Genomic DNA, 26,184 nt, shown 5'->3' with positions numbered 1-26,184 from the left:
AGATTTGTTGAGCAATTTTAAGTAAACAATTATTATTTAAGAAACGAATTATGAGTGAGAGAGAGAGAGTAGAGCAAGAAGAAATTTTTTCACAAGTTTTAAGAGCAGGAAGAAGAACCTATTTTTTTGACGTAAGATCTACAAAAGCAGATGACTATTACTTAACAGTAACAGAGAGTAAAAAATTCACCCATGATGATGGTTCTTTTCATTATCAAAAACATAAAATTTACTTATACAAAGAAGATTTTTATGACTTTAAAGAAATGCTAAATAAAGCAACAGACTTTATTGTAAACGAAAAAGGATCTGAAGTAATAAGTGAACGTCACCAAAAAGATTACAAAAAAGAAGAAGAAACAACAGGAGAAGAGCAGGAGGTAGCTTCAGCAGAAAGTTTTACAGACGTTTCTTTCGATGATATTTAAACAGAAGATAACTGAAGCAAAAACTTAAATACAAAACGTATTTCGTATTTAAGTTAGCGCTAAAAAAATCAATTCAAATTCAATTTACACATAAAAGCACTAACTGTTAAAGGTTAGTGTTTTTTATTTTTACAGTTATAAAACTTTTTTCATTGTTTTTGTTTTGGCAATAGTTTCTTGCCATTCACTTTTTGGGTTACTTTCTTTGGTGATTCCGCCACCAACAAAAATAAATGCTGAGTTGCCTTTAATTTCCATACATCTAAGGTTTACAAAAAGCTCAGAAGTGTTTTTTTTATCAATTTTTAAATTCAATTCGCCTAAAAAACCAGTGTAATAACTTCGGTTATAGTTTTCGTTTTTTAAAATAAAGGTTTTAGAGGTTTCTAAAGGTAATCCGCAAACAGCCGGAGTAGGGTGTAGTTTTTTTATTAAAGTCGAATTTTCCGAATTCATTTCTCCAGAAATTAAAGTTCTTAAGTGTAATAAATTCCCTGCTTTTATAGTTTCTACAGTTCCTTTTGCTGTTTTATTACAAATACTTATAAGTTTATCTGTTATATAATCGGTTACAAATTGTTGCTCTTCAATTTCTTTTGGATGCCAAGAAACATTGGTTGTGCCATTAAAAACTTGTGTTCCTGCCAAAGACATTGTTTTAAAATTGTTGTCTTTAATTTGTACTAAAGTTTCTGGCGTTGCACCTAACCACATTCCAACTTTCGGATGAAACCATATATAAGTGAATGCGTTTGGATAGTTCGAAAGAAGCTTTTTAAATGTTTTAATAGCGTTAAAATCTGTAGCTTTTACTTCTTCTTTTCTAGATAAAACAACTTTTTTAAATTGATTTTCATCAATTGCTTTCACTCCTTTTTCAACTAAATGAATATGTGATTTTTCTGAAGAATAATCATGAGCAAAATTATTTTCATCAATTAAATCAATCTTAAATAAGGCTTCTTCTTCGTGAAAAAGAGAATGTTCTTTAGGGAGTAAAATAGCAGCATTTTTATCATCAAAAGGCGCAAATATAAATCCACTTTCGGTATACTCTTTCGAAGTATATAAATTATCGTTTTTTTGAAACCATCCTTTTAATAATGTAGCATTCGGTTTTCGATAAACGACAAAAGGGAGCTTGCTTTCGAGAGCTTTTTCTATGCTTAAAAATATAGTCAATCTAATTGATTTAGTAATTGTTGTTTAATTTCTTTAAAGTTGCTCCATATTAATCCATGGCCAGCATTATCAATAGTAGTTAATTCGAACTGCTCTTTAGGAAATTGATTTTGTAAGAATAAAGAGTTTTCAAAAGGAACAATCCAATCATTGGTTCCATGAATACTTAAAATTTTATTAGGAGATGATTTCCAGTTGTTTTCAAAATACTGTAAATCTTTTTTATGTGATATTTTCTCTTTAGAAGCCTCTTTCCAAATTGCAGGAATCAACCAGCGCGTTATTTTCCATTTGTAAAAATTAATAGCCCAAGGCATCGGTTCTACTTTACTATAAACTGCAGGAGCTAGTAAAATAACTTTCTTTACCTCTTTTTTTACAGCTAAAGCAATTGGTCCGCCATAAGAATAGCCGACTAAAATTGTTTTTTTAGGATGTAAGTTTTTAATAATATCGTGTAGCATATCACGCTCAAAAGCAATGCTTTCTTGTACCGAGTTCGAATCTTTATAATTGTAACCAATTCTGTCATAAGAAACCATATTCGTTTTAGTTAACAGCAAACTATCAGTCATATACTCAATAAAATCGGTAGATGAACCAATGGTTCCATGAACAAAAACCAATGTAGGCAATGTAGTATCTTTTTGTATGGTTAGCTTTCTGAATTTATAAGAAGCGAAGGTTTCGTGTGTTATTGTAGGTTTTATACTACTATTAATAAACTTGCCAATTATTTTTTTGTCAGGTTTTGGCGCGGAGAAACTAGAGAATAAGTAATATATAATTACAAGCGCTAAAAAGAAAAATAGCGCCGTGATTTTAAAAATTTTCTTAAATAATTTCATTTACTTCTTATCTAAAACAATGTTGGTTATTTTGCATAAAGAAATCAAATTATCTTCTTCATCAACAATTTTAACCTCCCATAAATGTGTTGTTCTTCCTTGGTGAATCGCTTTCGCGGTAGCAAAAACTTCTCCTTCTCTTTTACTCTTTAGATGATTAATACTCAATTCGATCCCTTTAACGATTTTACTTTTATCATTTAAGAAAAAGGCAGAAGCAGAACTACCAACAGTTTCTGCTAAAGCAGCTGTTGCACCGCCGTGTAAAATTCCATAAGGCTGATGTACTTTTGAATTTACAGGCATTTTTGCAGTTAAAAAATCAGCACCAACATTAATGAACTCAATTTTAAGAGTTTCCATTAAAGTATCTTTATTGTAGCTGTTAAGTATATCGAGAGATTGTTGCTTATTCATTTTGCTATAATTTTCAGTCAAAAATACGTATTTTTGCGGCGACTAAAAATGATAGAATGTATAAAGTACGTGTAATATTAGACACCAAAAAAGATGTAATTAGAACATTAGTGGTTAATGAAATAAAATCATTAGAAGATTTACATTTCGATATCGCTAAATCGTTTGGTTTTAACGGACAAGAAATGGCTTCTTTTTATCGTACCGATGAAGATTGGAACCAAGGAGAAGAAATTCCGTTATTCGACATGGCAGAAGCAGGCGAAGAAACATCAATGGCAACGTGTGTTTTAAAAGAAACATTGCCAAGCTTGAATGATAAACTTATATATGTGTATGATTTTTTACAAATGTGGACGTTTTATGTGGAAGTTGTAGAGCAATCTGACGAACTAATTACCGAATCTAAAATAATCTTAACAGTAGGTGAAATTCCTGACGAAGCACCAGAAAAAGAATTTAAGGCAGATAAACTTTCAGATAGTTTAGATAACGAATTTGGTGATGACTTTAATGATTTTGAAAATATAGACGATTTCGATTTTGATAAATTTTAAGATATGGCACAATTCATAAAACTTTATAACGACAACCCGAACCCGAAAGAAATAGCTAAAATTGTAAAAGTGTTACAAAATGGCGGTTTGGTAATTTATCCGACAGATACTGTTTATGGATTAGGCTGTGATATTACCAATACAAAAGCATTAGAAAAAATAGCAAAGATAAAAGGCGTGAAGTTAGAGAAGTCTAACTTCTCGTTTGTTTGTAATAATCTAAGTCATTTATCAGACTATGTAAAACAAATAGATACAGCTACTTATAAGATTTTAAAAAGAGCGTTGCCTGGTCCATACACTTTTATTTTACCAGGAAGTAACTCTTTACCAAAAGTGTTTAAAAAGCGTAAAACTGTAGGTATTCGTGTGCCAGATAATGCAATTGCGATAGCTATTGTAGAAGCTTTAGGAAACCCGGTCGTTTCAACGTCTATTCACGATGAAGACGAAGTTATAGAATATACTACCGATCCTGAATTGATTTTCGAGAAGTGGCAAAACATAGTTGATGTTGTGGTAGATGGCGGTTTCGGAGATAATTACGCATCTACAGTTATCGATTTAACAAGCGATTTACCAGAAGTAATTCGTGAAGGAAAAGGAAGTTTAGATATTCTATAAATAACTTTTTGAATTACATATATTAATGGTATTTGAAGCTATTTCTCGCTTTTCGCACTCGCTCTCTGCGAGGAGCTCAAACAAATGCTGCAATCGGGGCTAAGTTTTTTTATAAATTTCCGAGTATCGTAAACGTTGTTCCGAATTTATTTCAATACTGAACGTTCTTATTATGTGAACCTGAAACAAGTTCAGTTTGACGAATTCAATAGCGTAAGAATTGCTAAATAATAAGCAAAAGAATGTTGAACATACTTTTGCGTTTAGTATTTTACTTTTTACATCATTCCGAATTTATTTCGGAATCACATCCAGTGAATCACAACGGTTTATTAAGTAAGTTTAATAATGAACTCAAAAAAGAGAAGCTACTAAAAAAATCAATAAAAAAGAGCTATTTCAATTCTTTAAAAGCAGTTTTTCCTAGCGCATAACATTGCCAAACAACAGAAGTATGTTTGTTGTAATCCACTTTCTTTTGTAGTTTTTTTCTTTTTCCTAAAAATTTAAAGAAGTTTGCGTAAAAACTAATATGTGCTTTTAAAATAGCAAGTGTGTGTTTTGGTTTTAACTCTGCTAAGAATTTTAGACCAGCGATTCCGTCTAAAATCAAACGAGAAAAAATAACGAATAGAAACCATTTTCTAGGTACGTTCTTAACAACGTTTAGTAGGCTGTTCCTAAAGTTTAAATATGTTTTTTTAGGGTTGATAGCTTCCAATGTTGCTCCGCCAACATGATATACAGTTGAATCTCCCACATATTTTATATCAAAACCTTCGTTTTTAGCACGCCAACATAAATCAATTTCTTCCTGATGCGCAAAATAATCTTCATCAAAACCTTGTAGTTGGTGATATACTTCTGAGCGGATAAATAAACAAGCTCCCGATGCCCAAAAAATATCAGTAGTGTCGTTAAATTGTCCGTTATCAGTTTCTAAATGATTAAAAATACGTCCGCGACAATACGGATAGCCGTATAAATCTATAAATCCTCCACCAGCACCCGCATACTCAAATTTCGATTTATCTTTAAAATCTAAAATCTTAGGCTGAATTATGGCTGTGTTTTGCGCTGTTTTAAAAGTAGCTAAAATAGGTGTTAACCAGTTTTTAGTAACTTCAATATCCGAATTTACTAAACAATAAATATCAGCATCAATATGTTGTAAAGCATCGTTGTATCCTTTAGCATAACCGCCGTTAATACTGTTTTTTACAATTTTTACAGTAGGGTAGTTTTGCTTGATAAATTCAATAGAATCATCAGTAGAAGCATTGTCGGCGACATAAACATCGGCTTCTTGCGAGCTAAAATTTACGACCGATGATAAAAACTGTTCTAACAATTTTTTACCATTCCAATTTAATATAACGATTACTGTTTTCAAGAGAGCTAATTTAAAGTTTATGTATTTGTTTATTGTAAGAACGAGTGAAATTATTTTTAGAGTTTTTTATAGAGAATTAATAAGTAAGACTTCTCGATACATTTTTCATTCTTCAAAATACTCGAAGTGACAGTTTGTTTTTTACAATGTTTTGTCAGTTCGAGTGAAATTATTTTTTAGAGTTTTTTATAGAGAATTAATAAGTAAGACTTCTCAATGCTCTTTTTCATTCTTCAAAATACTCGAAGTGACAGTTTGTTTTTTTATAATGTTTTGTCAGTTCGAGTAAAACTCTTTTTTAGAGCTTTATATTGATAACTAATTAACTAGATTTCTCGATACATTTTTCATTCTTCAAAATACTCGAAGTGACAGTTTGTTTATAATTAATGTGTTGTCAGTTCGAGTGAAGCTCTTTTTTAGAGCTTTGTATTGATAACTAATTAACTAGACTTCTCGATACATTTTTCATTCTTCAAAATACTCGAAGTGACAGTTTGTTTTTTATAATGTTTTGTTAGTTCGAGTAAAACTCTTTTTTAGAGCTTTGTATTGATAACTAATCGGTGAGGCTTCTCAAAGTAGCCACTTATTTATAATCAGGAATATCTTCTAAAAATATATAGGTTTCATTTTCTTTATCGAGTTTGCAAAAATAATGCTGTAATCCGTTGGTAACAACTAAGTAATTAGCATTTAACTTTAAGTTATAGCGTGCAATTTGATCGAAAGTATCTTGTGCTATTTTAATTTTCGGAGCCTTGCATTCTACAATAATATTTGGCGTTCCATCCGAAGAGAAAATAACAATATCAGTACGTTTTTTTAAGTTGTTTATGGTTAGTTGTTTTTCAAGAGCAATTAAAGAAACAGGGTATTTTTTTTCATCAATTAAAAACTGCACAAAATGTTGACGTACCCATTCTTCTGGAGTTAATACCAAGTATTTTTTTCTCCATTTATCAAAAATAAGCGTCTTATTTTCGTTACTTTTGAGCTTGAATGTATAGTTAGGGAGATTCAGTTTTTGCATGTTTCAAATATATGTAAAAATAGAAACTCATTGCGAGCAAAGCGAGGCAATCTTAAGTTAAAGATTGTATTATTTTCTTCCAAGTAATACCTTACTTAAAGTTATGAACGAAATTAAAAATATTATAGCAGATATAAAAGGAGGAAACATTAAGCCTGTTTATTTCTTAATGGGTGAGGAGCCTTATTATATCGATAAAATTTCTGATTATATTGAAAAAAATGTACTTGACGAGTCTGAAAAAGGATTTAATCAAGTAGTAATGTATGGTCGTGATGTTTCTATTGATGAAATCGTTTCGTCAGCAAAACGATATCCGATGATGGCAGATCGCCAGGTGATTATTGTAAAAGAAGCACAAGATTTAAGTCGTACCATTGATAAGATTGAGGCTTATGCAGCAAATCCGCAACCAACTACGGTTTTGGTTTTTAATTATAAATACAAAAAGTTAGATAAACGTAAAAAGGCCTATAAAGCGATTGCTAAAAATGGATTGATTTACGAGAGTAAGAAATTATATGAAAATCAGGTTGCTGACTGGATTCGTAGAGTTTTAGGCGGTAAGAAATACAATATTGAGCCCAAAGCATCTCAGATGTTAGTAGAGTTTTTGGGAGTTGATTTAAGTAAAATAGCAAACGAATTAGATAAATTAACTTCTGTTTTACCAAAAGACACCATTATAACCGATAAGCATATTGAAGAAAATATCGGTATCTCTAAAGATTTTAATAATTTCGAGCTTCGAAAGGCTATCGGTCAACGAGATGTGGTAAAGGCAAATAGAATTATTAATTATTTTGCGCAAAATCCTAAAAGTAATCCGTTAGTAATGACTATTTCGTTGTTAAATAGTTTTTTTACACAACTATTAATGTATCACGGGTTAAAAGATAAATCAAAAGGTTCTGTAGCAAAGAATTTAGGTGTGAATCCGTTTTTTGTTGATGATTATAGTTCGGCTGCAAAAAATTATCCAATGCGAAAAGTATCACAAGTAATAGCTTTGTTAAGAGAGGCAGATGTAAAAAGTAAGGGAGTAGGAGCCAATCAATCTCATGCAGATATTTTAAAAGAATTACTGTTTAAGATAATGCATTAATAAATGAATTGTTGAAACCTTATCTAGTTATTTGAATGGAATTAGGATGTATATTAAAAGTTTATAACGGATAAAGTAATTAATATTTTTAATCATATTGTTTAATCTAAAATAAATTCTAGTAGCATAAATGTATACTGAAAGTGATAGTTGTTTATAAGTAACCTTTAAAAGATTGTGTAAGTACAATGAAGTACAGGTACTCTATGTTTTAGGTAGTATATCAGATTGTTTAATTGTAATTTACACACATATTTCAGATATTATTTTACTAGCTAAAAAAGCATAAAAATGAAGAATATTTTTAACAAAGAAGTTACTAACGAGGTAATTAATAGAATAGAACAATTAACTCCAACAAGTCAACCAAGTTGGGGTAAAATGAGTGTTGCCGAAATGCTAGCACATTGTTGTGTTACTTACGAAATGGTGTATACAGATAAACATCCAAAACCCAATGGTGTTGTTAGAATGTTGCTTAAGGTGTTTGTAAAAAAGGCAGTGGTAAGTGAAACTCCTTTTACTAAAAACGGAAGAACAGCTCCGCAATTTATCATTACAGATGAACGTGAGTTTACAACAGAAAGAAAACGCTTGATAGCTTTTATAATTAAAACTCAAGAATTAGGAGGTGCGTATTTTGAGGGTAAAGAATCGCACTCTTTTGGTAAGTTAACAAAACAAGAATGGAATAATTCTTTTTACAAGCATTTAGAACACCATTTAACGCAATTTGGCGTTTAAATAAGGCATTGCTGCGGGTACAATTATTCTTGCTAAACTAAGATAGATTGTTGCTTTGGTAGTAAGGTTTTATTTTTTTTCTTTTCGTAAAATTTTCTCCATTTTACGTCCTTTAGCCAATTCATCAATCAGTTTTTCCATTTGACGGCATTGTTTGTATAGTTCAAATTCTTCGGCTATTTCTTCAATTCGGTATCCACAAACTACTCCTTTAATCATATATGCGTTTGGGTGAATTGTAGCTTGCTTAAAAAAGGTTTTAAATGTTACTTTTTCTTCAATAAGCGTTTGTAGTTTGTTTTCGTTAAAGCCTGTAAACCATTCGAGTACTTGATGAAACTCTTCTTTTGTTCTACCATTTTTTTCTAACCTATTCCAGTAAAGCGGGTAAATAGAAGCAAAGATCATACTTGCAACTTTCTCATTTTTTTCGGCGGTAACTTTCATTTTTACTGTATTTAAATTGTTTTATGTTTGCACGAGAGGTTATTTACTACATGACTTGATTATTAAAACCAAGTAAAAAAGTTATAAGAGCTTTTAAGCAAGGTTTTTATTATAGTTTTTTTATGTTTTATCCAAAATAGCTGCTTATACCAGTTAATATACTTTGTACTGCATAAGAAGCTAAAATAAGGCCCATAATTTTACTAATTACCGTAATACCGTAATCACCTATTCGTTTTTGTAAATGATTTGCTCCTAAAAGGATAAGACAAGTAATTCCGATTACAAGTAAAACTATTACCGTGGTGATAGCTTGTTGTTGAATTGAGTAAATATGATTATCGGTCATTAAAACAACAGCCATAATTGCCCCTGGAGAGGCTATAGAGGGAATTGCAATAGGAAATATGGTAACGTGTTTATAGTCTGTAATTCTGTTTTTTTCTAGCTCAGGTTTTCCATCACCGAATATCATTGTTAAAGCAAACAAAAATAGAATTACACCACCTGAAATTTGAAAAGCATCAAGTGATACAGACATACCTTCTAAAATAAGTTGTCCGATTATAATAAAAAATAAAAGTATCAGAAAAGCTATTACAGCTGCTCTAATAGCAATCTTCTTTTTATGATGTAAATCAAATTCTTTAGTCGCTTCGAGGTAAACAGGTATTGAACCAATTGGGTCAATTACTGCAAAAACAAAAAAGATTGTAGTTAAAAATTCTACCATTTTATTTTATTTCGGGTTTAGTAGCGCAAGTTTTAAGACGCTCTTTATAAATAACAAATTTAAGGACTAATCGTATTGATAGTAAATTAATTGATAATTTTGTTTGATGTTTTATTTAATTTGATAATCCTTAATGATCGTTTTAATGCCTTCTTGATAAGAAGTTACTTTAAAATCGGGGAACTTATTCTTAAACTTAGAAGAATCAAAGATATTATTGATGGTGTAACGAGGCAGTAATTCTTGTGTTTCTTTACTATTACTACTAAAAAAAGAGGCTATTTTTAATACAAACGAATTTAAGACATCATATTTAATAGTACGCCCTAATTGCTTGGAGATTTCGCTGATAATTTCTTTATAAGTAAGTCGGTTATCATCGCAAGGTAAGTGCCAAGTTTGACCATAAGTTTCGGGGTGGTTGGCTATTAGTGCCATTGCTTTACTAGCATCTGGTGTGTAAATTAAAGTCCGTAATACCTTGTCGTTTAGTAATACTTTAGGTTTTTTGTTGGCTTTTAGTTTTTCGAAAACAAGAGTGTTTGTTATTCCTTTTGTTTTACCAGGACCATAAAACTCAGGAGCTCGGCATATAACCGCTTCAATTTCTTTTTTTGCTATTGCTTTTAGTAAAAGTTGTGCCGTAATTTTTTTAGCAATGCCTTTTTTGCCTTCAGAATTTAACTGGGTGTCTTCTTTCTGAACTTTTGTGTCTTGCGGATAGGCATATGTATTATCAAAATAAACGAGTTTACAATTGTTGGCCTTGCAAGCATTAATTACATTCTGCATTATTTTGGGCCAATTGCTTAACCAAACATCAGATTTATAGGGTAGGCCAACGGTCATGTAGGCAATATCAGCATTTACCAAAGCTTTATTTACATCCTCTGAGTTGAGTAAATTCCCTTTGTATAAAATATCGTTCGGATGCACTTTTTTAGGGTTTCGTCCCACTAGTTTTATGTTGTTGGTATAATTGGTTCTTAATTCTTTTGCCAATTCCTCACCAATTATTCCGTTAGCGCCTAAAATTACTTGCATATTTTATCAATTTTTAAATTTTGCTATTCGTTGTCGTCCTTACAGTTGCTCTTTTTCGAAAATAACATTTCTTTCGGTATTTTTCTTGTAGATGTTTTTGGTAATCATCTCTTTATTTGTGGTAACACCATCGTTTTTATTATTAGGATTTAGTGCATATTCGAGTTGATGGTCTATCATTTTTTCGAAAGGAAGCAAGAAGTTCTTTGTATCACATTTTTCTAAATTACCCTTGTTAAGTAGATTTATTACGGTGTAAACAGACTCAATTGTGCTAAGACAAAGCGCTGCTGGCTGCTGCTTAATTATAAATTTTGATTTAATGTTATTATCGAAACTCACTCTTTTTAGTTGTTGCAAGTTGGTACTTAGTTTAAGCATTTTACGAGCGCAAGGCCAGGTGCCATCAAGAATAAAAATGTATGGATTATTGCCCATAAAGGAATTTATTTCGACACTTTTTCTAGTAGAGATATTAAAGCTGTCTTTACCAGGGTACAGCAAGAAAGCATTGTTTTTTTTATTGGCAAGTATTTGGTTTACGCGGCTATTATTGGTAAAATCTATGCCAACAATTACCTCTGAGTTTTTAAGTTGAAGGTTTGTTATATGACCGGTTCCGCTTTTTTCTTTTCTGTACTCCTTGGGGTGCATCAGAATAATAAAACGGGTATTGGTATGAAAAGGATTAAGATGTTTACATAGGCAGGTGCTGTTAGGCCGCATACATGTGTAACATTTAATCCTTGGTTTTTTTATATCAACTTGCAAGATAACTATCTTTTTAATTAGGTTCGTGTAAAGTAGTTAAGAGGCTTGTTTTATATGCTTTTAACTTCTTACAAATTTACCTAATGATTCTAGAAGTTGTGGGTTATCATCTAAAGCAATTTTAGCAATTGCATAAAATTCACTCATCCAGTCGCTTATAGCGCCAACAGCAGCGTCTTTTAGTTTGGTGGCATCTTGACTTTCTCCTTTTTCTTTTAAATAATCGGCTCTTGCAGTTTCTAAAACGGTTATTAAGGTACGTGTTTCTTGCAATTCGGTAGGTGTAACTTTTAGGCGTGCTAAAGCTGTTTCTATTTCGGTATTTCCGGCAGCTACGGCATAAAATTTCTTAACGGTTTCTAACCATTTTATATATATGGTAGGTAAGCTGCCTGTTAGGCCTAGTTTTGTTAATAGGTTTTCATCTTTTCTAAAAACTACTTTTCCTTTTTTTCGATGTAAGGAGTATTCGGTTTCTAGCTGGCCTTTAATGGTAGAAAAGTTGTTGTAGGCAATGGTAGTTTCGTCATCTTCTGTTTTGTTGGCATCGTAGGCTTCTCGCGCATTTGTTAATAAGGTTTTTCCTTCGTTTAAAAGTGCATCTTCGTAGCCAAACTCTGCCATTGTAGTGGCTATTTCTGTTTGTTTTTCTACATTTTCGAATGCTACACGATATTGCTCTAAAGTTTCTGCTTCAGTTAATGTTCTTTTTTTTCCCATTTTGCTTTTTTTAAGGTTACTATACTATTTGCGTTTCTCTTAGCGCTACTCGCCAGTATTTTATGTGTCTTTTTCTGTTTTTTACCGTTTTTGTTGTGTTTTTTCTTGTTTTTATTGCGTTTTTGAAGGCTCTTAATGTGTTTTTACTTGCCCTTATTGCGTTTTTGAAGACTCTTATTGCGTTTTTTACCGTTCTTATTGCATTTTTGATGGCTCTTGTTGCATTTTTTTACGTCTTTATTGTGTTTTTACGCAATATTTTGATGTTAAGGTACAAATAGTTTTTTGCTATTCATAGTTATTTGGTTGTTTTATAGGTATTAAGGTTTTGTGTTGTTGCTGTTTTAGGATATATACACCGGGGTTTTTGTTATGAACGAATTGTTATGTTATGCGGAATTAACTTATTGTTTGCTTGGCAGTGTGGTGTACGCAATTTGTGTGAAATTTGATTGGTAAGGCTTTTTTTTAAAGTATAAAAGCTCATGGTACTATTTAATAGTAATATGAGCTTGGTATATTGATGAGGTGTTTTTAAGGAAGATTTTTTTATCTGAGTGTTGGGCGATATTTACCTTTTAGCTTTTTTATTTTTGTTTATATAGATTCGTAAGTAGGCTAGAATTAGTAATTAATTTTATACGGTGTTAGCAACTGGGCTTATTTTTTTATTATTTCCTTAAACATTGAAGTGTCTAAAGCTATAAATATATTGTCTTTTACTTTTTCAATCTCTTCTTTAGTTAATTTAGTTTTCTTTAAAAAGTAATTTCGCATATCTCTTTTTGTTCGATTATTTTTGTAACCTATTCTTGGTGCAATTACTTCTTCTCCTCTTGTGAAAATTATAATTGGAATATTTTTTTCTTTAATACGTTCACCTATTAATTCCCACCATAAATTATCTGTGTCTCCAAGTGAAGTTCCAAATATCGAAATAAAATCTGCTTGTTTTATTTTTGTTTTAAAATGATTATCTATTGTATGTCCATAAGCTAGATTACATTCTTGTTTAACAATGGCTTCAAGTACGTCTACATTTTGATGAAATGCTTTGTTTTTTAGTTGTGAAATATCATTAACTCCTAAAACCATTCTATCATCAACATATCCGTGAATATGTTCAACTCTTCGAAGAGTAACTTTTCCTGGATTAGCTATATGATGTCCAATTTGAATGTTTTTGTTATTTTCGACGATTTTTTCAATAATTCTTGTGTAATTAAATGTAACAATGTCAACATTCCAAGTGTTATTAGTAAAATTAGATTTATAAGTTCTTATTTTATTGTTGTCAGCAACAGGAAGAAAAACTTCTGGCTTGACAAGATTTTCAAAAAATTTTGCTTTATTAATTTCGGCTAGTTCAAATTTACTTTCTTCTTTAATTAAGTATTCAGCAAGTTGTTCTCCAATATCTTCGAAGACTTCGTCAAAATCATCTACTGTCTTAAATTCCTCTGTATATTGACCTAATGCAAGTTCCAAATCAGACCAATTTTTATAATTGTTTGAAATGTTCGTTTTTAAGTTATTTATGCTATTGTTCGATGATTCTATAGATTTATAATAATCGTAAAAATCTTTATAACTTGTTTTTAAGCCAAGGTTTAAATCAAACCCATTTCCAAATATGTGAAGTATTTTCAATCTATGTTGTTTTTTTGCCTTGTTACTAACGTTCAGTATAAGAAACGTAGGGCAGGTGATAAGCGATACGTTTCGGTTTAGTACTAAGCCAAATATAATATTTTGCTTTTATCTTTTTTGTTGAAAATGCCAAATTTTATATTTGGCGAATTTATAAATAAACACAGACCTTTGGGTTTAGCACTAATGCCCTATGTTTTTTATACATTGTTAGCACCAGTTTTTACATTTCCCATATTCTCTTTCTAAAATAATATTCATTTATACCTTCGCCAACATAGTAATCTCTTTTACTCCTTTCAAGCATAAATTTTTTTAAACCTCCATATGGCATTTCAGTTCGTTGTTCACCTCGATATTCAATTCTAGATTTTTGATAACTGAACATATCACTTCTGTTGATAAGAATTACACCTTCTTCAATTCTAAACCCTTCAAATAGATATGTTCTTATTTGGTCACAAATGTAATTTAATGCGCGAGTAAGTTCTAATACCAAATCTATGATTAATCCTAGATGATATTCATAATGTTCAAGAGCTTTAATTTCTGTTTCTTGACAATAAGCACTTTCATTATTATAGAATTGTTCTCTTTGATAGTTTTTGTAAAATTTCTTTATAGAATATCCATTTGGGTTTTCATCAGGAAATTCTGAGTATAGTCTGACTAAATCATTTAGTATGTTTTTAAAATTTATTAGAGATGATTCTAAAGGTAAATATCTTTGAGGCCAAACTCTTGAAACTATGTAGTCAGGTACTTGTTTTAAAGTGTCAAATTCTTCTTTGGGAAAAGTTTCCCACATTCCAAGCATATAAGAAGTCCAATTTGTCCAAGTATCTAAGTTTGATAATTCTATGAATTTTTGAATATATGTTGCGTATAATTCATCATCTCTAGTTTTTTGTCTATCTGTAGATAGGTTTTTCTTTACCCAAAGTTCGTGTGTTTTTTTATACTCGTGTAACTTTTCAACGGTATATTCAACTTCTTGGTCATCAATAATTTTATGATGGACACTACAAAGTAAGATTAAGTTATCATACTTATCTCTTTTTTCTTCTTCGAGAAGATGATTTCCTCTAGGGCCTTTAATTTTTTTTGCAACTATGTGAGCTTCTTGACCAATAACAGAAGGGTCATCTGTCGAAGTTTCGTCAATTACTAATTCTTTTTTACAATCAGGAAAAGCACACATATTCCCTGACCTTCCCCAAATTAATTTATGTGTTTTTAATGATATGCTCATAATTGGTGCTAACGGTTTTGTGCTTATAGTTTGTTGCGTAAATTTAGCGAAAAAATAATAAATAAAGCACAGACTTTTACGCTTGCGAGGTTTTTCCGCAGGAAAAACTGTAGCAATAAATTATGCACATTGTTGCAAATTGTAGTTTTTATTTCGATTTATAGTTCCGTTTTAGGTTTTTTTATATTTTCAAAATTCAGCGTTTCAGTAAACAATTCCGCAAAGATTTTCAATTCCGTAAAGTTGCTAAATTCCGTTAGAGTGATTTTTTGCGTTCAGTTCTGTTGTAGCTAACGCTTAAAATTCCGTTTGAGTAAGAATTCCGTAAATTTGCTCTAAACTTGGGAATGTTATTTTTCCAGTGTTGACAGAAAAAACGTAATTTAAATTAGAATTATTCCACAATAAATTTGATGATTTTAATTCAGAATTGTTTCCGTCTGAGTAATTTCTGCTATTATTTGCAACTCCTTATATAAGATACTTTACTCCTTTTATCTATATTTTTAAAAGTGTGTATTTTAAAATAATTAGCGATTTTCTTGTAAATATAGCAAAATAAATAGGAGTGCTTGTTAGAGTTTGCGCTAATTTATAGAAGGTTTTATGCAAGTAATACCTGGTGTGGTTTAAGTGGTTTATAATGAGCATCTGTTTAGTGTCGCGTTGCTGTGGTGGGGTGACATTTTGGTTGTAAGATATTAAAAGCTCAGAATACTATATAATGGACTTGTCTGTTTTAATTGTTCCTTTAAAAGAAGAACAGATTTCTCTAAATGATGTTCTTTTAAAAAGTGCCCTAGATGAAATTCTCTTGCCATATTTTTTTAATGTATGCTAACGTAAAGATGATATGAAATCGTTTTAATTTTTATATCAGCAGTTAAAGGAAGTTAGTTGAGAAAACTGAGAATGTTAAGTTTTGAATTAGTTGAAAACGCTTATTTAAAAGCTATAATTCATATTTTAAAAAAGTAACCAAAGTTGAAGATTTTAATGTGTACGCTTAGGAAGTAAAAGAATTATATTTTTATAATATTGCAACTAAACAAAACATTAATAAGTACTATTCTACCTTAGCATTTCTCGGCTTAATATATAATTGCTGGACTAAAACAATGACAATAACGGTAATTGGAGTTGCTAAAACTAAACCCCAACCGCCAGTTAAAATACCCATAACCAATTGTGAAATAATTATTAAGGCAGGCGGCATATTTATAAGTTTTTTCTGGATAAGTATAGTAATAAAATTACTTTCAATAAACTGTATAAGCATATAAAGACCTATTACAATTAAGGCTTTTTCTGGACTTTGGGATAAGGCTAATAAAACTGCAGGAATTAAGGCTATAATTGGTCCGAAATTGGGAATAAAGCTTATTAAACCTGCTAAAAAGGCTAAAACCAACCAAAGTGGTATGCCAATAACTGCTAATCCTATGGCGGTTAATACAAAAACAATAAGCATGGACAATAATTTGCCTTTTAACCAATTACGTAATTGCACTCCTAATTTATTTAAAACGTCTTTTGCTTTATTTTGTTTTCTAATAGGCATAAGTTGTACAATGCCTTTAGTATATATTTTTGGAGAAACGGTAAAGAAGATTCCAATAAATAAAACCACATATAAATCTCCAAATACACCAAAAGAAGATTTAAAAAAGCCTCCAGCAAAATCCTGAGCTTTTTTAATTGTTTTTTCAGAAGATAATTCTTCAATTATGGTTTTTCCAATAGAAGTATCTTGTAGTTTAGATTTTGCAGTATCTATGGTTTGAGGTAAAGTTTCCATAAGTTCAGCCGTTTGTGACTGTACCTTAGCACCAATGAGCCAGAATAAACCTGAAAACAAAATCAATATGGTAATAATTGAAATAGCTACACAAATACCATCTTTCCAATTTGTTTTTTTCTGAATAAAATCACTAATACCTCTAAAAACTAGGGCAATTAAGGTTCCTGCTAATACTAAAAGAAATACTCTAAATGTAGTTTGAATTAATAAAATTAAACCTACGGTAATTACAACATATTTAATAACCACACTTGTCTTTTGCTTAAAGGTTAGCTGGTTAGTAGAATTTTTAGAAGGTAAATTATTTTCCATCGGTATAGTTGTGTTTTATATCAACTAATTTAAACTAAAATAGGTGAATTGTAATATGTATTTTAAATGATATGAATTTAGCACTCTTTAATCGTTACAAACAGTTTTGTGTATGATTTCGTTGCGTGTTTGAGCAACTAATTTAGCAAATACAAACTGAATAGAAAATCCGCGAGGACTTTTGTAAGTAGGCGAGAACCAGCAATTACTTATAGCCATTGTTGTACACCGTTTTTATTGTAGCGTTGTGAGTAAAACTCCTTCATGAGCATCATCCCACTGTTCCTCATAATTTGAACTATAATATATAGGAATTGGTTGTTTGATTTCCCATCCTATCAATTTTTCTAATGAAAGATATTCTTTTAAACATATCTCCAATAATTTATCAATATCATCCAATAGATCTTCAATTAAGTAATTCCCATTTTCACCAGCTTCATTCAAAGCTTCAGAGCAACCAATTTGCTCCAAACAATCCACCGTAACATCTCCTATATCATCATAATTCTCTTCGCTCTCAAATTTATATAGATTAAGCCATCCTTCATATCGACTAATTCGTATACTTAAGGATGTAATTTCTTCAGTATTCTGAATCTTTTTTGGAAATAACTCAGAAACTAAAAACTTTCCTAATGTATTATCTGCAATACTTTGAATGAAACTTTCAACCTGAGCTAGTAAATTTTCCTCTTTTATAATTTCTCCTAATTCTTCTTTTTCATATTTAAGAAAAGCCTTTGTTATTTTATCATATATTGTGATGATTTGAAGTTTAGATTTTTCTGTTAAACTAGAGGTGTTGATTATTTTTTTAATGTCCATTTTGATTGATCTTTATTAATATTGTACAACTCTTTATACAAGATACCTTATTCCTCTTATCTTTATTTTTAAAAGGATATATTTTAAAATAGTTAGCGTTTTCTTGTAAATGTAGCAAAATAAAGGGAATGGTTGTTAAATTTTGCACTAATTTATAGGGGTTTTATATGCTTTGATTTAAGTGGTTTATAATGGGCATCTGCTTAGTGTCGCGTTGCTGTCGTGATGGTGACATGTTGGTTGTAAGATAAGAACTGCTTAATACTTTATCTTTGCTTACTAACGAATAAGCTGAATAGTGAATATAAATACGAATAATTTAAGAGACCTTAAGAAAATGAGATTAGCACGTCATTGGTCTCAAGAGCAGTTATCAGAAATGAGTGGGTTAAGTGTAAGAACCATCCAGAGAATTGAAAAAGGAGAAAATGCGGGTTTAGAATCCTTAAAATCTTTGGCAGCAGTTTTTGAAATTGATATTGCTACTTCAGATAAGAAGGAGGAAGTAGATCAGCTTAGAAAAGAGGAGGATTATATTGAAAACCTAAAAGGGTTTTATAAGCTTTTAGGGATTGCTTTATTAAGTTTATTGGTTCCGTTTATTCTTGCATTAAACGATTCGGATTTATGGTCTGTATTTTTGTGGGTATTACTTTCTTGGGGAGTTTTACTTGGGATGTATTCTCTTACTATTTTTGATTTTTTTGGTACATCTTGGAAACAAAAAATGGTTAACAAGAAATTTAAAAAGAAGTAACGGCTTTTAATAAGATAGTGTGTTTGTGTAAGCAGCGTAAAAGAGTTAGTTATTTAGGTTTGTCTTAATTATAGGGTTTTATAAACGGCTAAAACCATTGTTTAGATTATTAGAGCGCCTATTAGCAGTATATGTTTTGATAATGCTGATTAATGTGAAACTACTTTTAAACCTATAATTGAGGCAATTAATGTCATGATAAAAAATAGTCGCCAAAATGTGGCTGGTTCTTTAAAAATAATAATTCCGATTAAAACTGTTCCTACAGCGCCAATACCTGTCCAAACCGCATATGCAGTTCCTATTGGTAGTTGTTGCGTGACTTTTACAAGTAGCAACATGCTTATTGCTAAACAAATTAAGAATGCTATGTACCAGTAGGTTGCTTGAGTGCCTGTTGCTTCTTTTGCTTTACCTAGGCAAGCAGCAAAAGCCACTTCAAATAGCCCGGCAATTATTAATAGTATCCAATTCATTGGTGGTTGTGTATGCTTTGTTGTTCGATTTAGTATCTAATTTGGTAAATAGTGGGTTGGTAAATGTTTATTTTTTCTTCTTTGTGGCAATTCTGATAAATTCTCCTTGCCTGTTGTAATAGTATTCATTTTCTGATGAAAACTCTTTTTGTGCTATTATAAATTTTTTATAATTAGTAATAAACTCAAAGTTAAACGGAACTATAACCTTACCTTTTGTGTTTATGCAGCCATACTTTTTACCTTTTTTAACCACAGCAACACCTTTAAAAAATGGTTTGGCACTGTCATATAAATATGGAGCGATTAATTCTCCTTTGTTATTTATGTAACCTATTTTACTTTCCTTTTGTACTTTAACATACCTCAATCCATCAGGCTGAATTCTTCCGAAATTGATAGTCCAATCAAATTGAAAGTCTATAATTGTGTTATTATTAGAGTCTATAAAACCATATTTACCATTTTTTTGAGCAAAAGCTAAATTGCCATAAAAATGACCAAGATTATCATAATCTAAAGGTATTAAAATTTCTTTTTTATAGTTGATATATCCCCATTTGCCGTTTTTTACAACTAATATCCAATTTTCAATTTCGGTATTTAAACTAATCAATTCATAGCCTTCTTTAAAAGGTATAATATAATTCCCTTTTAAATCAATTACAGCAAATTTATATGTTTTGCCATTTTTGATAGAAACTGCTGCGTAGTCATTATTTTCGAAGTAAGTACCAGTAGCATATTGTGGTTTAATAACAATTTTATTATTCTTATTCATGTAGCCTATTTTCCCATTTTCTCTAGATCTAAATGTGAAAAGTTCATTTTTTTCTGGCTCTTGAGCATATGAATCAAAAGAAATAGTTAAAAGTAATATGTATAATAGTAGCTTCATTTAATGTTTACTTAGGCGTTTGTTGCGTGTTATAAGTACTTAATTTTAGCACATACAAATCTAATGGAAATCTGCATGGATTTTAAGCTTAAGTTAGCACAAGGCATTAATTGTATATGGATTTAGATACTTTTTTTAGTTGTTTTTATCCGTAGTAATAATTTTATCCAAAATATTTTTCATAGTTTCCATATCCTTTTTATCTATCGAAAAACAATCTAACTTATCAACGAGTTTTTTTGGTATTCCGATTGCTTTCTTATACGAGTCATTTCCTTTTTGTGTTAATGAAATAATGACCATTCTTTCGTCTTTTTTAGAACGAGTTCGTTTTATAAAGCCATTTGTTTCCATTCTTTTTAGAAGCGGTGTAAGGGTGTTGGTTTCTAAAAGTAATTTTTCACAAATTTTTTTTACAGGAATTTCATTTTCTTCCCAAAGCACCAATAAAACTAAATATTGAGGATAGGTAATATCTAACTGCTCTAGTAAAGGTTTATATTGTTGAATTAGTAACCTAGAAAGAGAATATAGCGGAAAACAAATTTGATTTTCTAATTTAAGTTGCTCGTGATTTTTTTCCATTTGTATAGGTTTTATACAGTTTAATATTTTTTAGCGCTTAAATTGTTTGTTTAAAATAGCATTATTTTTTTAGTCTGTTTTTTAAAAAAGACAATGCACCTGTTGACCATAATGCCCAAAGAATTAATATAGGTTGAAAAAACAATCTAATTAACCTTTTACTATCTGTATTTAGTCCAAAAGAGTCTATTTGATTTACATATTGATTGATGTTTCCTGGAAAAATCAACACAAAAAAGATCGCCAATGCAAGTCCTGTTTTAATTTTTAGTTTTCCACCTAGTATCATAAGAATTCCAAAAGCAATTTCTACTACACCAGATGCAAGCACAACAATATCCATTAAACCTTCATCTGTTGATAACCAAGTAGGCACTTGTGCAAGAAATTCTGTTCTTAAAAAAGTTAAATGCCCAATTCCTGCATAAAGCATAAAGGAACCCAACAGAATTCTAAAAATGTTTTTTACTGTATTCGTTTTTGTGTTATTCATATTGCTTGAGTTTTAATCGTGAACGATACAAATTTATACATAAAGTAGGATTTTGCCAAATATATTGTGATTTTTACTTGTTACTAAATCGTTATAACCAAAACATTGTTTTATTTATGGTTGTTTTTAAAGTGTTGTAATAAAGTGTTTTAGTTTTTTTTGTTTATAAGTATTGCTGAATAATAAAGATTTTTAAGTGGTTGTAGAATATCATTTATATTGATAATAGCAGTGTATGGTTTTTCTTGTATAATCGTTTTGGTTTTTAAATATTGCTGTTTTTTAATAGTTTTTAAGCTTGGTTCTTATTTTAATCCGACTTATATGATCGATCAATCATAATCGGTTAACGCTTTTATTAAATGCGCTAATGTTAAAATGATTCAAGTTAAGTTGAAGCCTAGTAGTGTTATAATTTTGTATCGAACCAATAAAACATAAATCATGTTGATATTAACCATACTATTAAGTTTTCTTTTACCACCATTAGCAGTGTTTTTAAAACACGGACTAGGAACAGAATTTTTAATAAGTCTTCTTTTAACACTTGTAGGCTGGATACCAGGCGTTATTTATGCTTTATTTATAAATAGTAAATAAATTATGAAAAATATATTAGTAGCAGGTGCAAATGGTACCACAGGAAAAAAAATAGTACAACTTTTAAAATCATCGCAAAACTTTAATCCGATTGCCATGGTAAGAAAAGAAGAACAAGTTGCGCAATTTAAATCGGAAAATATAGATACTGTATTGGGTGATTTAACAAAAGATATTACACATACGGTTAAGGATATAGATAAAGTAATTTTTGCAGCGGGATCTGGAGGGAAAAACGTGATTGAAGTAGATCAGGAAGGCGCTAAGCGATTAATATCAGCGGCTAAAATGGCTAATATTAATAAGTTCGTTATGTTAAGTTCTATGGGAGCTGATAGCCCAGAAGCGGCAGGAGATTTACAAGCGTATATGAAAGCGAAGCAAAAGGCAGATGACCATCTTATTAAAAGTGGGTTGAATTTTGCAATTGTAAGACCCGGAGCATTAACGAATGGTGATGGGAAAGGAAAAATAATGTTAAAAGAAAAGCTACATAAGCAAGGAGAGATTAGTAGAGCAGATGTTGCCGAAACTCTGGTATTAGCTTTAAATGATGACGCACCAAATAATAGGGTTTTCGAGATTATAGAAGGTGAAACCGTAATTGGTGAAGCGATGTAGCAATTATAAACGTAAGCGAGTTAGATTTTATCTAAGTCACAAATTAAATATGAAAATTAAAAGAGTAACTAATAATGGCGGTTTGCGAAAGTGAACTTGATTAGCAAACTTTATAATTTTATAAAAACAAAAAAAGAGATATTTAGCGATATCTCTTTTTTTTATGAAACAAGAAGTTAAGTTGTTGTTTATGAGTTGTATTATCGATTTATAAAAATAGGAATCATTATAATCATAAAAAAAGCAAGCATCATTTTTACATAATAATTTGTGATAAATAAGCCTGTTGAAATTAATAAATAATCATCACTTGTTGTTTCAATTTTTCCGCCAGAAAAGTAATCACTTTTATAAGTAGCTATTGTTTGGTTATTATCAGTTAAAATCCATTGACGACTCCAAAAATCTTTTTGAGCCCAAATAAATTCTTTTTCTTCGATTTTTACGGTTGCTCTAGTTTTAAATGAATGGTATTTAATACTTCCTATTACTTTTTTTTCTGTAATATTTTTAATCAAAAAATCACTACTGAAAACCCCCTGTTTTTCAAACTTAAATTTTTCGTCATTCAGTTCTAAGTTCGCAGTGTCAGAAAACCATTCAGCATTTAAAACAGCTATATTTTTATTAGCTTCTGTTAGTTTGGTTGAAGTATCAAAGAATTCTTTGCTCCATTGCAATTTTTTCATGTTTTTTTGTTGTAATGTTTATTTATGTGCTTTAAGCACTAAAGTTCGTAACTAGCCACTAATTATATATGGTGTTACCAAACGTATTTTTTAATCACTTCAGGTGTATTTATAATTGTCCTTTTTATTCTTGATATTATAAACTTTAAAAACGCAGAAGTTAAATTAATGCAAAAAAAAACCTAGAGCACAATGTCTAGGTTCTGTATAATTTTTTATAGTGCAACACTAAAGCGTAATGAATAGCTAGGCACTTTATATTGCAAACATACAATATTTACATCTTATAACCAATTTTATCTGTAATTATTAATTTAATCGTCTTGTTATTATCGTATTCTTTGAATAATTTATTTATTTCATTGTTCATATTATTATGTCTTTCTTCAGATATATTTTTTAAAATAAAGGATATTGTTTTTATTCCAGCATCTAACGATTGATTATTGTTATCGTTAAATTTAGTTCTAGGGATTTTGTATATACCTTGAGGGAAATTCAAATCATATAAAACTCCTGCGTGAGCACAAATATTTCGAATAAATTTTATAGTATGAATGAAGTTTATAAAGGTATTAAGGTTATTTAATCCATAAAGCTTTGAAATTTCTTTTTTAAGTTCCTCGCTTTTTAATGCCTTAAAAACAGTAACGATTGCTCCAAATGTCAAAAACTCAAAAGTTTTCCAAGTAGGTGCATATATATCATTCCTGTGTTTTATATGGTGAAGTTTTATTAGCTTATTCTCATCTTTAAATTTATCTGTGTATAGTTTTGTATCTAATTTGTTTATAAACCAACGAGCCATTATTTTGGGATTGGAATACCATATAGGGTCTTCTTTATGTTTATTAGAAGTATAATAAATAATTTTAGTTCTAAAGTTAACCTCTATACGCTTTAAATATTTAAGTAAAACATTTCTTAAATCTACGTCTAAGTAATAAAGATTAATTATATTCGAAAATAAGGTGCCTTCTTCAAGATTATGGTCCTTGTCTATTTCAAAAGGAAACCAATAAAATCCAAGTCTATAATAACCGATATCTAGCAGTATTTCTTCAGCTTTTTCTTCTCCGCAATCGAAAATCATTCCTCTTTCTTTGAGAAATACCATTTGTTCTTTTGCGGTTGTTGCTTTTTTACCCATTTTAATTTATCTTGACTTATAATTTTAATAAAATATAAATATATTTTATTACTCGTTACTATTCTTTTTTTTTGAATAAATTACGGTTACTAATATCCGTATATAAGGTGCTTTATTTCATTTGTCTTTATTGTAAAACTCTATAGAATAAAGTGTTAGAAATTTTTTCTTGTAAATATAGCAAAATCAATAACTAGGATTCCTTAAAGTTTTTAATAAGTTATGCACAGTTTTTGCTAATTTCGCGATTCAAAATATATACGCATGATTACTGTAGATCAATTAACGGTTGAGTTTAGTGGAAAAACCTTATTCAAAGATGTTTCGTTTGTTATAAACGAAAATGATAAAATTGCTTTAATGGGTAAAAACGGTGCCGGAAAATCAACTATGATGAAAATTATGGCAGGAGTTTCTAAAGCTAGTAAAGGCGGAGTTAGGAGCCCGAAAGATACAGTAGTTGCATACTTGCCACAGCATTTATTAATGGAAGATAATTGTACGGTTCGTGAAGAAGCTTCTAAAGCTTTTGATGCTGTTTTTAAGATGAAAGCTGAAATGGAATCATTAAATAAGCAGTTAGAAACACGTACCGATTACGAATCGGAAGAATACATGAAAATTATTGAGCGTGTTACCGATTTAGGCGAAAGTTATTATGCGTTAGAAGAGGTAAATTACGAAGCTGAGGTAGAAAAGGCGCTGAAAGGATTAGGATTTAAACAAGAAGATTTTGACCGTTTAACAAGCGAATTTAGTGGAGGTTGGCGTATGCGTATTGAGTTGGCGAAGATTTTATTACAAAAACCCGATTTAATCTTGTTAGATGAACCAACGAACCACGTAGATATAGAATCGGTAATTTGGTTAGAAAATTTCTTATTAAACAAAGCCAAAGCTGTTGTGGTAATTTCGCACGATAAAGCATTTATCGATAATATTACCAACCGAACTATTGAGGTTACCATGGGGACGATTCACGATTATAAAGCCAATTACTCACATTATTTAGAGCTTAGAAAAGAACGTCGTTCGCACCAAATAAAAGCATACCAAGAACAACAAAAAACAATTGATGATATAAAAGGTTTTATAGAGCGTTTTAAAGGAACGTATTCTAAAACCAATCAAGTTGCATCGCGAGTACGTATGTTAGAAAAAATTGTTCCAATAGAAATTGATGAGGTAGATACCACTTCGTTAAAACTACGTTTTCCGCCATCGCCACGTTCGGGAGATTATCCTGTAAAAGTAGAAAACTTAACCAAAAAATACGGTGATTTAACCGTTTTTGAAGAGGCTAGTTTTTCAATTTCTCGTGGTGAAAAAGTATCGTTTGTTGGACGAAACGGAGAAGGGAAATCAACCATGATTAAAGCAATTATGGGTGAAATAGATTTTGAAGGTGAATGCGGATTAGGACATAATGCTAAGGTTGGATATTTTGCACAGAATCAGGCATCATTATTAGATCCTGAATTAACAGTTTTTCAAACAGTAGATGAGGTTGCAGAAGGTGATGTGCGAACGCAAATAAAAAATATTTTAGGTCGTTTTATGTTTGCAGGTGATGATATTGAAAAGAAAGTAAAAGTGCTTTCTGGTGGAGAGAAAACACGTTTGGCAATGGTTAAATTATTGCTAGAACCGGTAAATGTGTTAATTTTAGATGAGCCTACCAATCACTTAGATTTACGATCTAAAGATGTGATAAAAGAAGCGTTATTGCATTTCGACGGAACCTTAATTTTAGTATCTCACGATCGTGATTTCCTGCAAGGTTTGTCAGAAAAAGTATTCGAATTTAAAGATCAACGTGTTATTGAGCATTTCGAAACTATTGATGCTTTTTTAGAGCGTAATAACATTAAAGCGTTAAAAGAAATCGACTTATAGAATTATTTTTTGAAGCAATTTCCCGCTTTCCGCACTCGCTTTTTTTTGAATAAAAATCAAAAAAAGAGCTCAAACAAATGCTGCAATCAGGGCTAGAAATTTGTACTAAATTTTATATTTAGAGTTTAAA

The 26,184-nt window shown here is 30.4% G+C and carries 29 protein-coding genes; 9 read left to right on the top strand and 20 right to left on the bottom strand.

Going from position 1 to position 26,184, the window contains the following annotated elements:
• Positions 1 to 50: 50 nt before the first annotated feature.
• Positions 51 to 428 carry a PUR family DNA/RNA-binding protein gene (locus P2G10_RS00610; protein ID WP_275314780.1) on the top strand — a complete coding sequence of 126 codons (378 nt, stop codon included), beginning with the start codon at positions 51 to 53 and terminating at the stop codon, positions 426 to 428.
• 135 nt (positions 429 to 563) lie between these two features.
• Here the strand turns inward: P2G10_RS00610 and P2G10_RS00605 are convergent, their stop codons facing one another.
• From P2G10_RS00605 to P2G10_RS00595, 3 genes are read right to left on the bottom strand one after another with little or no spacing between them, the layout of a single operon-like run.
• The gene (locus P2G10_RS00605) at positions 564 to 1,610 is read right to left on the bottom strand and encodes an isochorismate synthase (RefSeq protein WP_275314777.1); all 1,047 of its coding nucleotides are present in this window, start codon (positions 1,608 to 1,610) and stop codon (positions 564 to 566) included.
• On the bottom strand, positions 1,607 to 2,458 hold the full coding sequence (locus tag P2G10_RS00600) for an alpha/beta fold hydrolase (protein WP_275314775.1): 852 nt from the start codon (positions 2,456 to 2,458) through the stop codon (positions 1,607 to 1,609). The genes P2G10_RS00605 and P2G10_RS00600 overlap by 4 nt, the downstream gene beginning before the upstream one ends.
• Entirely contained in the window at positions 2,459 to 2,875 is a 417-nt protein-coding gene (locus P2G10_RS00595; protein ID WP_218773033.1) for a PaaI family thioesterase, read from the bottom strand.
• A 56-nt stretch (positions 2,876 to 2,931) separates the two neighbouring features.
• On the opposite strand from P2G10_RS00595, the gene P2G10_RS00590 reads away from it, so the two are divergent.
• Both P2G10_RS00590 and P2G10_RS00585 read left to right on the top strand, forming a co-directional pair.
• Positions 2,932 to 3,432 carry an IS1096 element passenger TnpR family protein gene (locus tag P2G10_RS00590; RefSeq protein ID WP_218773032.1) on the top strand — a complete coding sequence of 167 codons (501 nt, stop codon included), beginning with the start codon at positions 2,932 to 2,934 and terminating at the stop codon, positions 3,430 to 3,432.
• Between the two features lie 3 nt (positions 3,433 to 3,435).
• On the top strand, positions 3,436 to 4,056 hold the full coding sequence (locus P2G10_RS00585) for an L-threonylcarbamoyladenylate synthase (protein ID WP_275314773.1): 621 nt from the start codon (positions 3,436 to 3,438) through the stop codon (positions 4,054 to 4,056).
• 394 nt (positions 4,057 to 4,450) lie between these two features.
• On the opposite strand, the gene P2G10_RS00580 is transcribed toward P2G10_RS00585, so the two are convergent.
• On the bottom strand, positions 4,451 to 5,449 hold the full coding sequence (locus P2G10_RS00580; protein WP_275314772.1) for a glycosyltransferase family 2 protein: 999 nt from the start codon (positions 5,447 to 5,449) through the stop codon (positions 4,451 to 4,453).
• Between the two features lie 589 nt (positions 5,450 to 6,038).
• Positions 6,039 to 6,482, bottom strand: a complete 444-nt coding sequence (locus tag P2G10_RS00575) for a type I restriction enzyme HsdR N-terminal domain-containing protein (protein WP_275314770.1) — start codon at positions 6,480 to 6,482, stop codon at positions 6,039 to 6,041.
• A gap of 103 nt (positions 6,483 to 6,585) precedes the next feature.
• Between P2G10_RS00575 and holA the strand changes: the two genes are divergently transcribed.
• The gene (gene holA / locus P2G10_RS00570; protein WP_275314769.1) at positions 6,586 to 7,587 is read left to right on the top strand and encodes a DNA polymerase III subunit delta; all 1,002 of its coding nucleotides are present in this window, start codon (positions 6,586 to 6,588) and stop codon (positions 7,585 to 7,587) included.
• A gap of 291 nt (positions 7,588 to 7,878) precedes the next feature.
• Complete coding sequence (locus P2G10_RS00565) at positions 7,879 to 8,331, top strand: DUF1569 domain-containing protein (protein WP_218773026.1); 453 nt, start codon at positions 7,879 to 7,881, stop codon at positions 8,329 to 8,331.
• Positions 8,332 to 8,400: 69 nt separating this feature from the next.
• Here the strand turns inward: P2G10_RS00565 and P2G10_RS00560 are convergent, their stop codons facing one another.
• The 9 genes from P2G10_RS00560 to P2G10_RS00520 all read right to left on the bottom strand — a co-directional run bounded on the left by P2G10_RS00560 (position 8,401) and on the right by P2G10_RS00520 (position 17,889).
• Positions 8,401 to 8,778 (bottom strand): DUF2200 domain-containing protein, encoded by a 378-nt coding sequence (locus tag P2G10_RS00560; RefSeq protein ID WP_275314768.1) that lies wholly within the window; start codon positions 8,776 to 8,778, stop codon positions 8,401 to 8,403.
• 127 nt (positions 8,779 to 8,905) lie between these two features.
• Positions 8,906 to 9,511 carry a MarC family protein gene (locus P2G10_RS00555; protein ID WP_218773024.1) on the bottom strand — a complete coding sequence of 202 codons (606 nt, stop codon included), beginning with the start codon at positions 9,509 to 9,511 and terminating at the stop codon, positions 8,906 to 8,908.
• A 111-nt stretch (positions 9,512 to 9,622) separates the two neighbouring features.
• Positions 9,623 to 10,555, bottom strand: a complete 933-nt coding sequence (locus P2G10_RS00550; RefSeq protein ID WP_275314766.1) for an NAD-dependent epimerase/dehydratase family protein — start codon at positions 10,553 to 10,555, stop codon at positions 9,623 to 9,625.
• Positions 10,556 to 10,594: 39 nt separating this feature from the next.
• Positions 10,595 to 11,326 carry a tRNA-uridine aminocarboxypropyltransferase gene (locus tag P2G10_RS00545; RefSeq protein ID WP_275314764.1) on the bottom strand — a complete coding sequence of 244 codons (732 nt, stop codon included), beginning with the start codon at positions 11,324 to 11,326 and terminating at the stop codon, positions 10,595 to 10,597.
• Between the two features lie 60 nt (positions 11,327 to 11,386).
• A complete protein-coding gene (locus P2G10_RS00540) occupies positions 11,387 to 12,046 on the bottom strand; it encodes a PQLLE family protein (protein ID WP_218773022.1) in 660 nt (219 codons plus the stop codon).
• A gap of 660 nt (positions 12,047 to 12,706) precedes the next feature.
• Complete coding sequence (locus P2G10_RS00535; protein WP_275314761.1) at positions 12,707 to 13,696, bottom strand: bacteriophage abortive infection AbiH family protein; 990 nt, start codon at positions 13,694 to 13,696, stop codon at positions 12,707 to 12,709.
• A gap of 223 nt (positions 13,697 to 13,919) precedes the next feature.
• The gene (locus tag P2G10_RS00530; RefSeq protein ID WP_275314758.1) at positions 13,920 to 14,948 is read right to left on the bottom strand and encodes a hypothetical protein; all 1,029 of its coding nucleotides are present in this window, start codon (positions 14,946 to 14,948) and stop codon (positions 13,920 to 13,922) included.
• 1,066 nt (positions 14,949 to 16,014) lie between these two features.
• Complete coding sequence (locus P2G10_RS00525; protein WP_275314756.1) at positions 16,015 to 17,061, bottom strand: AI-2E family transporter; 1,047 nt, start codon at positions 17,059 to 17,061, stop codon at positions 16,015 to 16,017.
• Between the two features lie 234 nt (positions 17,062 to 17,295).
• The gene (locus tag P2G10_RS00520; protein WP_275314754.1) at positions 17,296 to 17,889 is read right to left on the bottom strand and encodes a hypothetical protein; all 594 of its coding nucleotides are present in this window, start codon (positions 17,887 to 17,889) and stop codon (positions 17,296 to 17,298) included.
• A 337-nt stretch (positions 17,890 to 18,226) separates the two neighbouring features.
• Here P2G10_RS00520 and P2G10_RS00515 point away from each other — a divergent pair, with 337 nt between their 5' ends.
• A complete protein-coding gene (locus P2G10_RS00515; RefSeq protein ID WP_275314752.1) occupies positions 18,227 to 18,646 on the top strand; it encodes a helix-turn-helix domain-containing protein in 420 nt (139 codons plus the stop codon).
• Between the two features lie 149 nt (positions 18,647 to 18,795).
• Here the strand turns inward: P2G10_RS00515 and P2G10_RS00510 are convergent, their stop codons facing one another.
• From P2G10_RS00510 to P2G10_RS00495, 4 genes are all read right to left on the bottom strand, one after another.
• The gene (locus tag P2G10_RS00510) at positions 18,796 to 19,122 is read right to left on the bottom strand and encodes a DMT family transporter (RefSeq protein WP_275314751.1); all 327 of its coding nucleotides are present in this window, start codon (positions 19,120 to 19,122) and stop codon (positions 18,796 to 18,798) included.
• A 67-nt stretch (positions 19,123 to 19,189) separates the two neighbouring features.
• A complete protein-coding gene (locus tag P2G10_RS00505; RefSeq protein ID WP_275314750.1) occupies positions 19,190 to 20,020 on the bottom strand; it encodes a WG repeat-containing protein in 831 nt (276 codons plus the stop codon).
• A gap of 135 nt (positions 20,021 to 20,155) precedes the next feature.
• Positions 20,156 to 20,605 (bottom strand): MarR family winged helix-turn-helix transcriptional regulator, encoded by a 450-nt coding sequence (locus tag P2G10_RS00500; protein WP_275314749.1) that lies wholly within the window; start codon positions 20,603 to 20,605, stop codon positions 20,156 to 20,158.
• 61 nt (positions 20,606 to 20,666) lie between these two features.
• Positions 20,667 to 21,098: a DoxX family protein gene (locus P2G10_RS00495; RefSeq protein ID WP_218773010.1), complete on the bottom strand. Its 432-nt coding sequence runs from the start codon at positions 21,096 to 21,098 to the stop codon at positions 20,667 to 20,669.
• Between the two features lie 444 nt (positions 21,099 to 21,542).
• Here P2G10_RS00495 and P2G10_RS00490 point away from each other — a divergent pair, with 444 nt between their 5' ends.
• Both P2G10_RS00490 and P2G10_RS00485 read left to right on the top strand, forming a co-directional pair.
• Positions 21,543 to 21,698, top strand: a complete 156-nt coding sequence (locus P2G10_RS00490) for a YqaE/Pmp3 family membrane protein (protein WP_275314748.1) — start codon at positions 21,543 to 21,545, stop codon at positions 21,696 to 21,698.
• 3 nt (positions 21,699 to 21,701) lie between these two features.
• Positions 21,702 to 22,319: an SDR family oxidoreductase gene (locus P2G10_RS00485; RefSeq protein ID WP_275314747.1), complete on the top strand. Its 618-nt coding sequence runs from the start codon at positions 21,702 to 21,704 to the stop codon at positions 22,317 to 22,319.
• A 200-nt stretch (positions 22,320 to 22,519) separates the two neighbouring features.
• On the opposite strand, the gene P2G10_RS00480 is transcribed toward P2G10_RS00485, so the two are convergent.
• Together P2G10_RS00480 and P2G10_RS00475 are read right to left on the bottom strand one after the other, a co-directional pair.
• Complete coding sequence (locus tag P2G10_RS00480) at positions 22,520 to 23,008, bottom strand: hypothetical protein (protein WP_275314744.1); 489 nt, start codon at positions 23,006 to 23,008, stop codon at positions 22,520 to 22,522.
• A 277-nt stretch (positions 23,009 to 23,285) separates the two neighbouring features.
• Positions 23,286 to 24,158 (bottom strand): Abi family protein, encoded by an 873-nt coding sequence (locus P2G10_RS00475; RefSeq protein ID WP_275314741.1) that lies wholly within the window; start codon positions 24,156 to 24,158, stop codon positions 23,286 to 23,288.
• A gap of 264 nt (positions 24,159 to 24,422) precedes the next feature.
• Between P2G10_RS00475 and P2G10_RS00470 the strand changes: the two genes are divergently transcribed.
• Entirely contained in the window at positions 24,423 to 26,054 is a 1,632-nt protein-coding gene (locus tag P2G10_RS00470; RefSeq protein ID WP_275314740.1) for an ABC-F family ATP-binding cassette domain-containing protein, read from the top strand.
• Positions 26,055 to 26,184: the final 130 nt, after the last annotated feature.

Origin of the sequence: Tenacibaculum bernardetii, assembly GCF_029125915.1 — a bacterium.
GTDB classification, from domain to species: domain Bacteria; phylum Bacteroidota; class Bacteroidia; order Flavobacteriales; family Flavobacteriaceae; genus Polaribacter; species Polaribacter bernardetii.
This window is presented reverse-complemented; position numbering and strand designations above follow the sequence as displayed.

Coding starts and splice junctions, on each gene's coding strand:
- P2G10_RS00505 (WP_275314750.1), bottom strand. CDS start 20,020: ATGAAGCTACTATTATACATATTACTTTTAACTATTTCTTTTGATTCA.
- holA (WP_275314769.1), top strand. CDS start 6,586: ATGAACGAAATTAAAAATATTATAGCAGATATAAAAGGAGGAAACATT.
- P2G10_RS00515 (WP_275314752.1), top strand. CDS start 18,227: ATGAGATTAGCACGTCATTGGTCTCAAGAGCAGTTATCAGAAATGAGT.
- P2G10_RS00495 (WP_218773010.1), bottom strand. CDS start 21,098: ATGAATAACACAAAAACGAATACAGTAAAAAACATTTTTAGAATTCTG.
- P2G10_RS00550 (WP_275314766.1), bottom strand. CDS start 10,555: ATGCAAGTAATTTTAGGCGCTAACGGAATAATTGGTGAGGAATTGGCA.
- P2G10_RS00500 (WP_275314749.1), bottom strand. CDS start 20,605: ATGGAAAAAAATCACGAGCAACTTAAATTAGAAAATCAAATTTGTTTT.
- P2G10_RS00485 (WP_275314747.1), top strand. CDS start 21,702: ATGAAAAATATATTAGTAGCAGGTGCAAATGGTACCACAGGAAAAAAA.
- P2G10_RS00595 (WP_218773033.1), bottom strand. CDS start 2,875: ATGAATAAGCAACAATCTCTCGATATACTTAACAGCTACAATAAAGAT.
- P2G10_RS00575 (WP_275314770.1), bottom strand. CDS start 6,482: ATGCAAAAACTGAATCTCCCTAACTATACATTCAAGCTCAAAAGTAAC.
- P2G10_RS00565 (WP_218773026.1), top strand. CDS start 7,879: ATGAAGAATATTTTTAACAAAGAAGTTACTAACGAGGTAATTAATAGA.
- P2G10_RS00590 (WP_218773032.1), top strand. CDS start 2,932: ATGTATAAAGTACGTGTAATATTAGACACCAAAAAAGATGTAATTAGA.
- P2G10_RS00540 (WP_218773022.1), bottom strand. CDS start 12,046: ATGGGAAAAAAAAGAACATTAACTGAAGCAGAAACTTTAGAGCAATAT.
- P2G10_RS00490 (WP_275314748.1), top strand. CDS start 21,543: ATGTTGATATTAACCATACTATTAAGTTTTCTTTTACCACCATTAGCA.
- P2G10_RS00520 (WP_275314754.1), bottom strand. CDS start 17,889: ATGGACATTAAAAAAATAATCAACACCTCTAGTTTAACAGAAAAATCT.
- P2G10_RS00525 (WP_275314756.1), bottom strand. CDS start 17,061: ATGGAAAATAATTTACCTTCTAAAAATTCTACTAACCAGCTAACCTTT.
- P2G10_RS00585 (WP_275314773.1), top strand. CDS start 3,436: ATGGCACAATTCATAAAACTTTATAACGACAACCCGAACCCGAAAGAA.
- P2G10_RS00470 (WP_275314740.1), top strand. CDS start 24,423: ATGATTACTGTAGATCAATTAACGGTTGAGTTTAGTGGAAAAACCTTA.
- P2G10_RS00610 (WP_275314780.1), top strand. CDS start 51: ATGAGTGAGAGAGAGAGAGTAGAGCAAGAAGAAATTTTTTCACAAGTT.
- P2G10_RS00555 (WP_218773024.1), bottom strand. CDS start 9,511: ATGGTAGAATTTTTAACTACAATCTTTTTTGTTTTTGCAGTAATTGAC.
- P2G10_RS00510 (WP_275314751.1), bottom strand. CDS start 19,122: ATGAATTGGATACTATTAATAATTGCCGGGCTATTTGAAGTGGCTTTT.
- P2G10_RS00480 (WP_275314744.1), bottom strand. CDS start 23,008: ATGAAAAAATTGCAATGGAGCAAAGAATTCTTTGATACTTCAACCAAA.
- P2G10_RS00530 (WP_275314758.1), bottom strand. CDS start 14,948: ATGAGCATATCATTAAAAACACATAAATTAATTTGGGGAAGGTCAGGG.
- P2G10_RS00475 (WP_275314741.1), bottom strand. CDS start 24,158: ATGGGTAAAAAAGCAACAACCGCAAAAGAACAAATGGTATTTCTCAAA.
- P2G10_RS00600 (WP_275314775.1), bottom strand. CDS start 2,458: ATGAAATTATTTAAGAAAATTTTTAAAATCACGGCGCTATTTTTCTTT.
- P2G10_RS00560 (WP_275314768.1), bottom strand. CDS start 8,778: ATGAAAGTTACCGCCGAAAAAAATGAGAAAGTTGCAAGTATGATCTTT.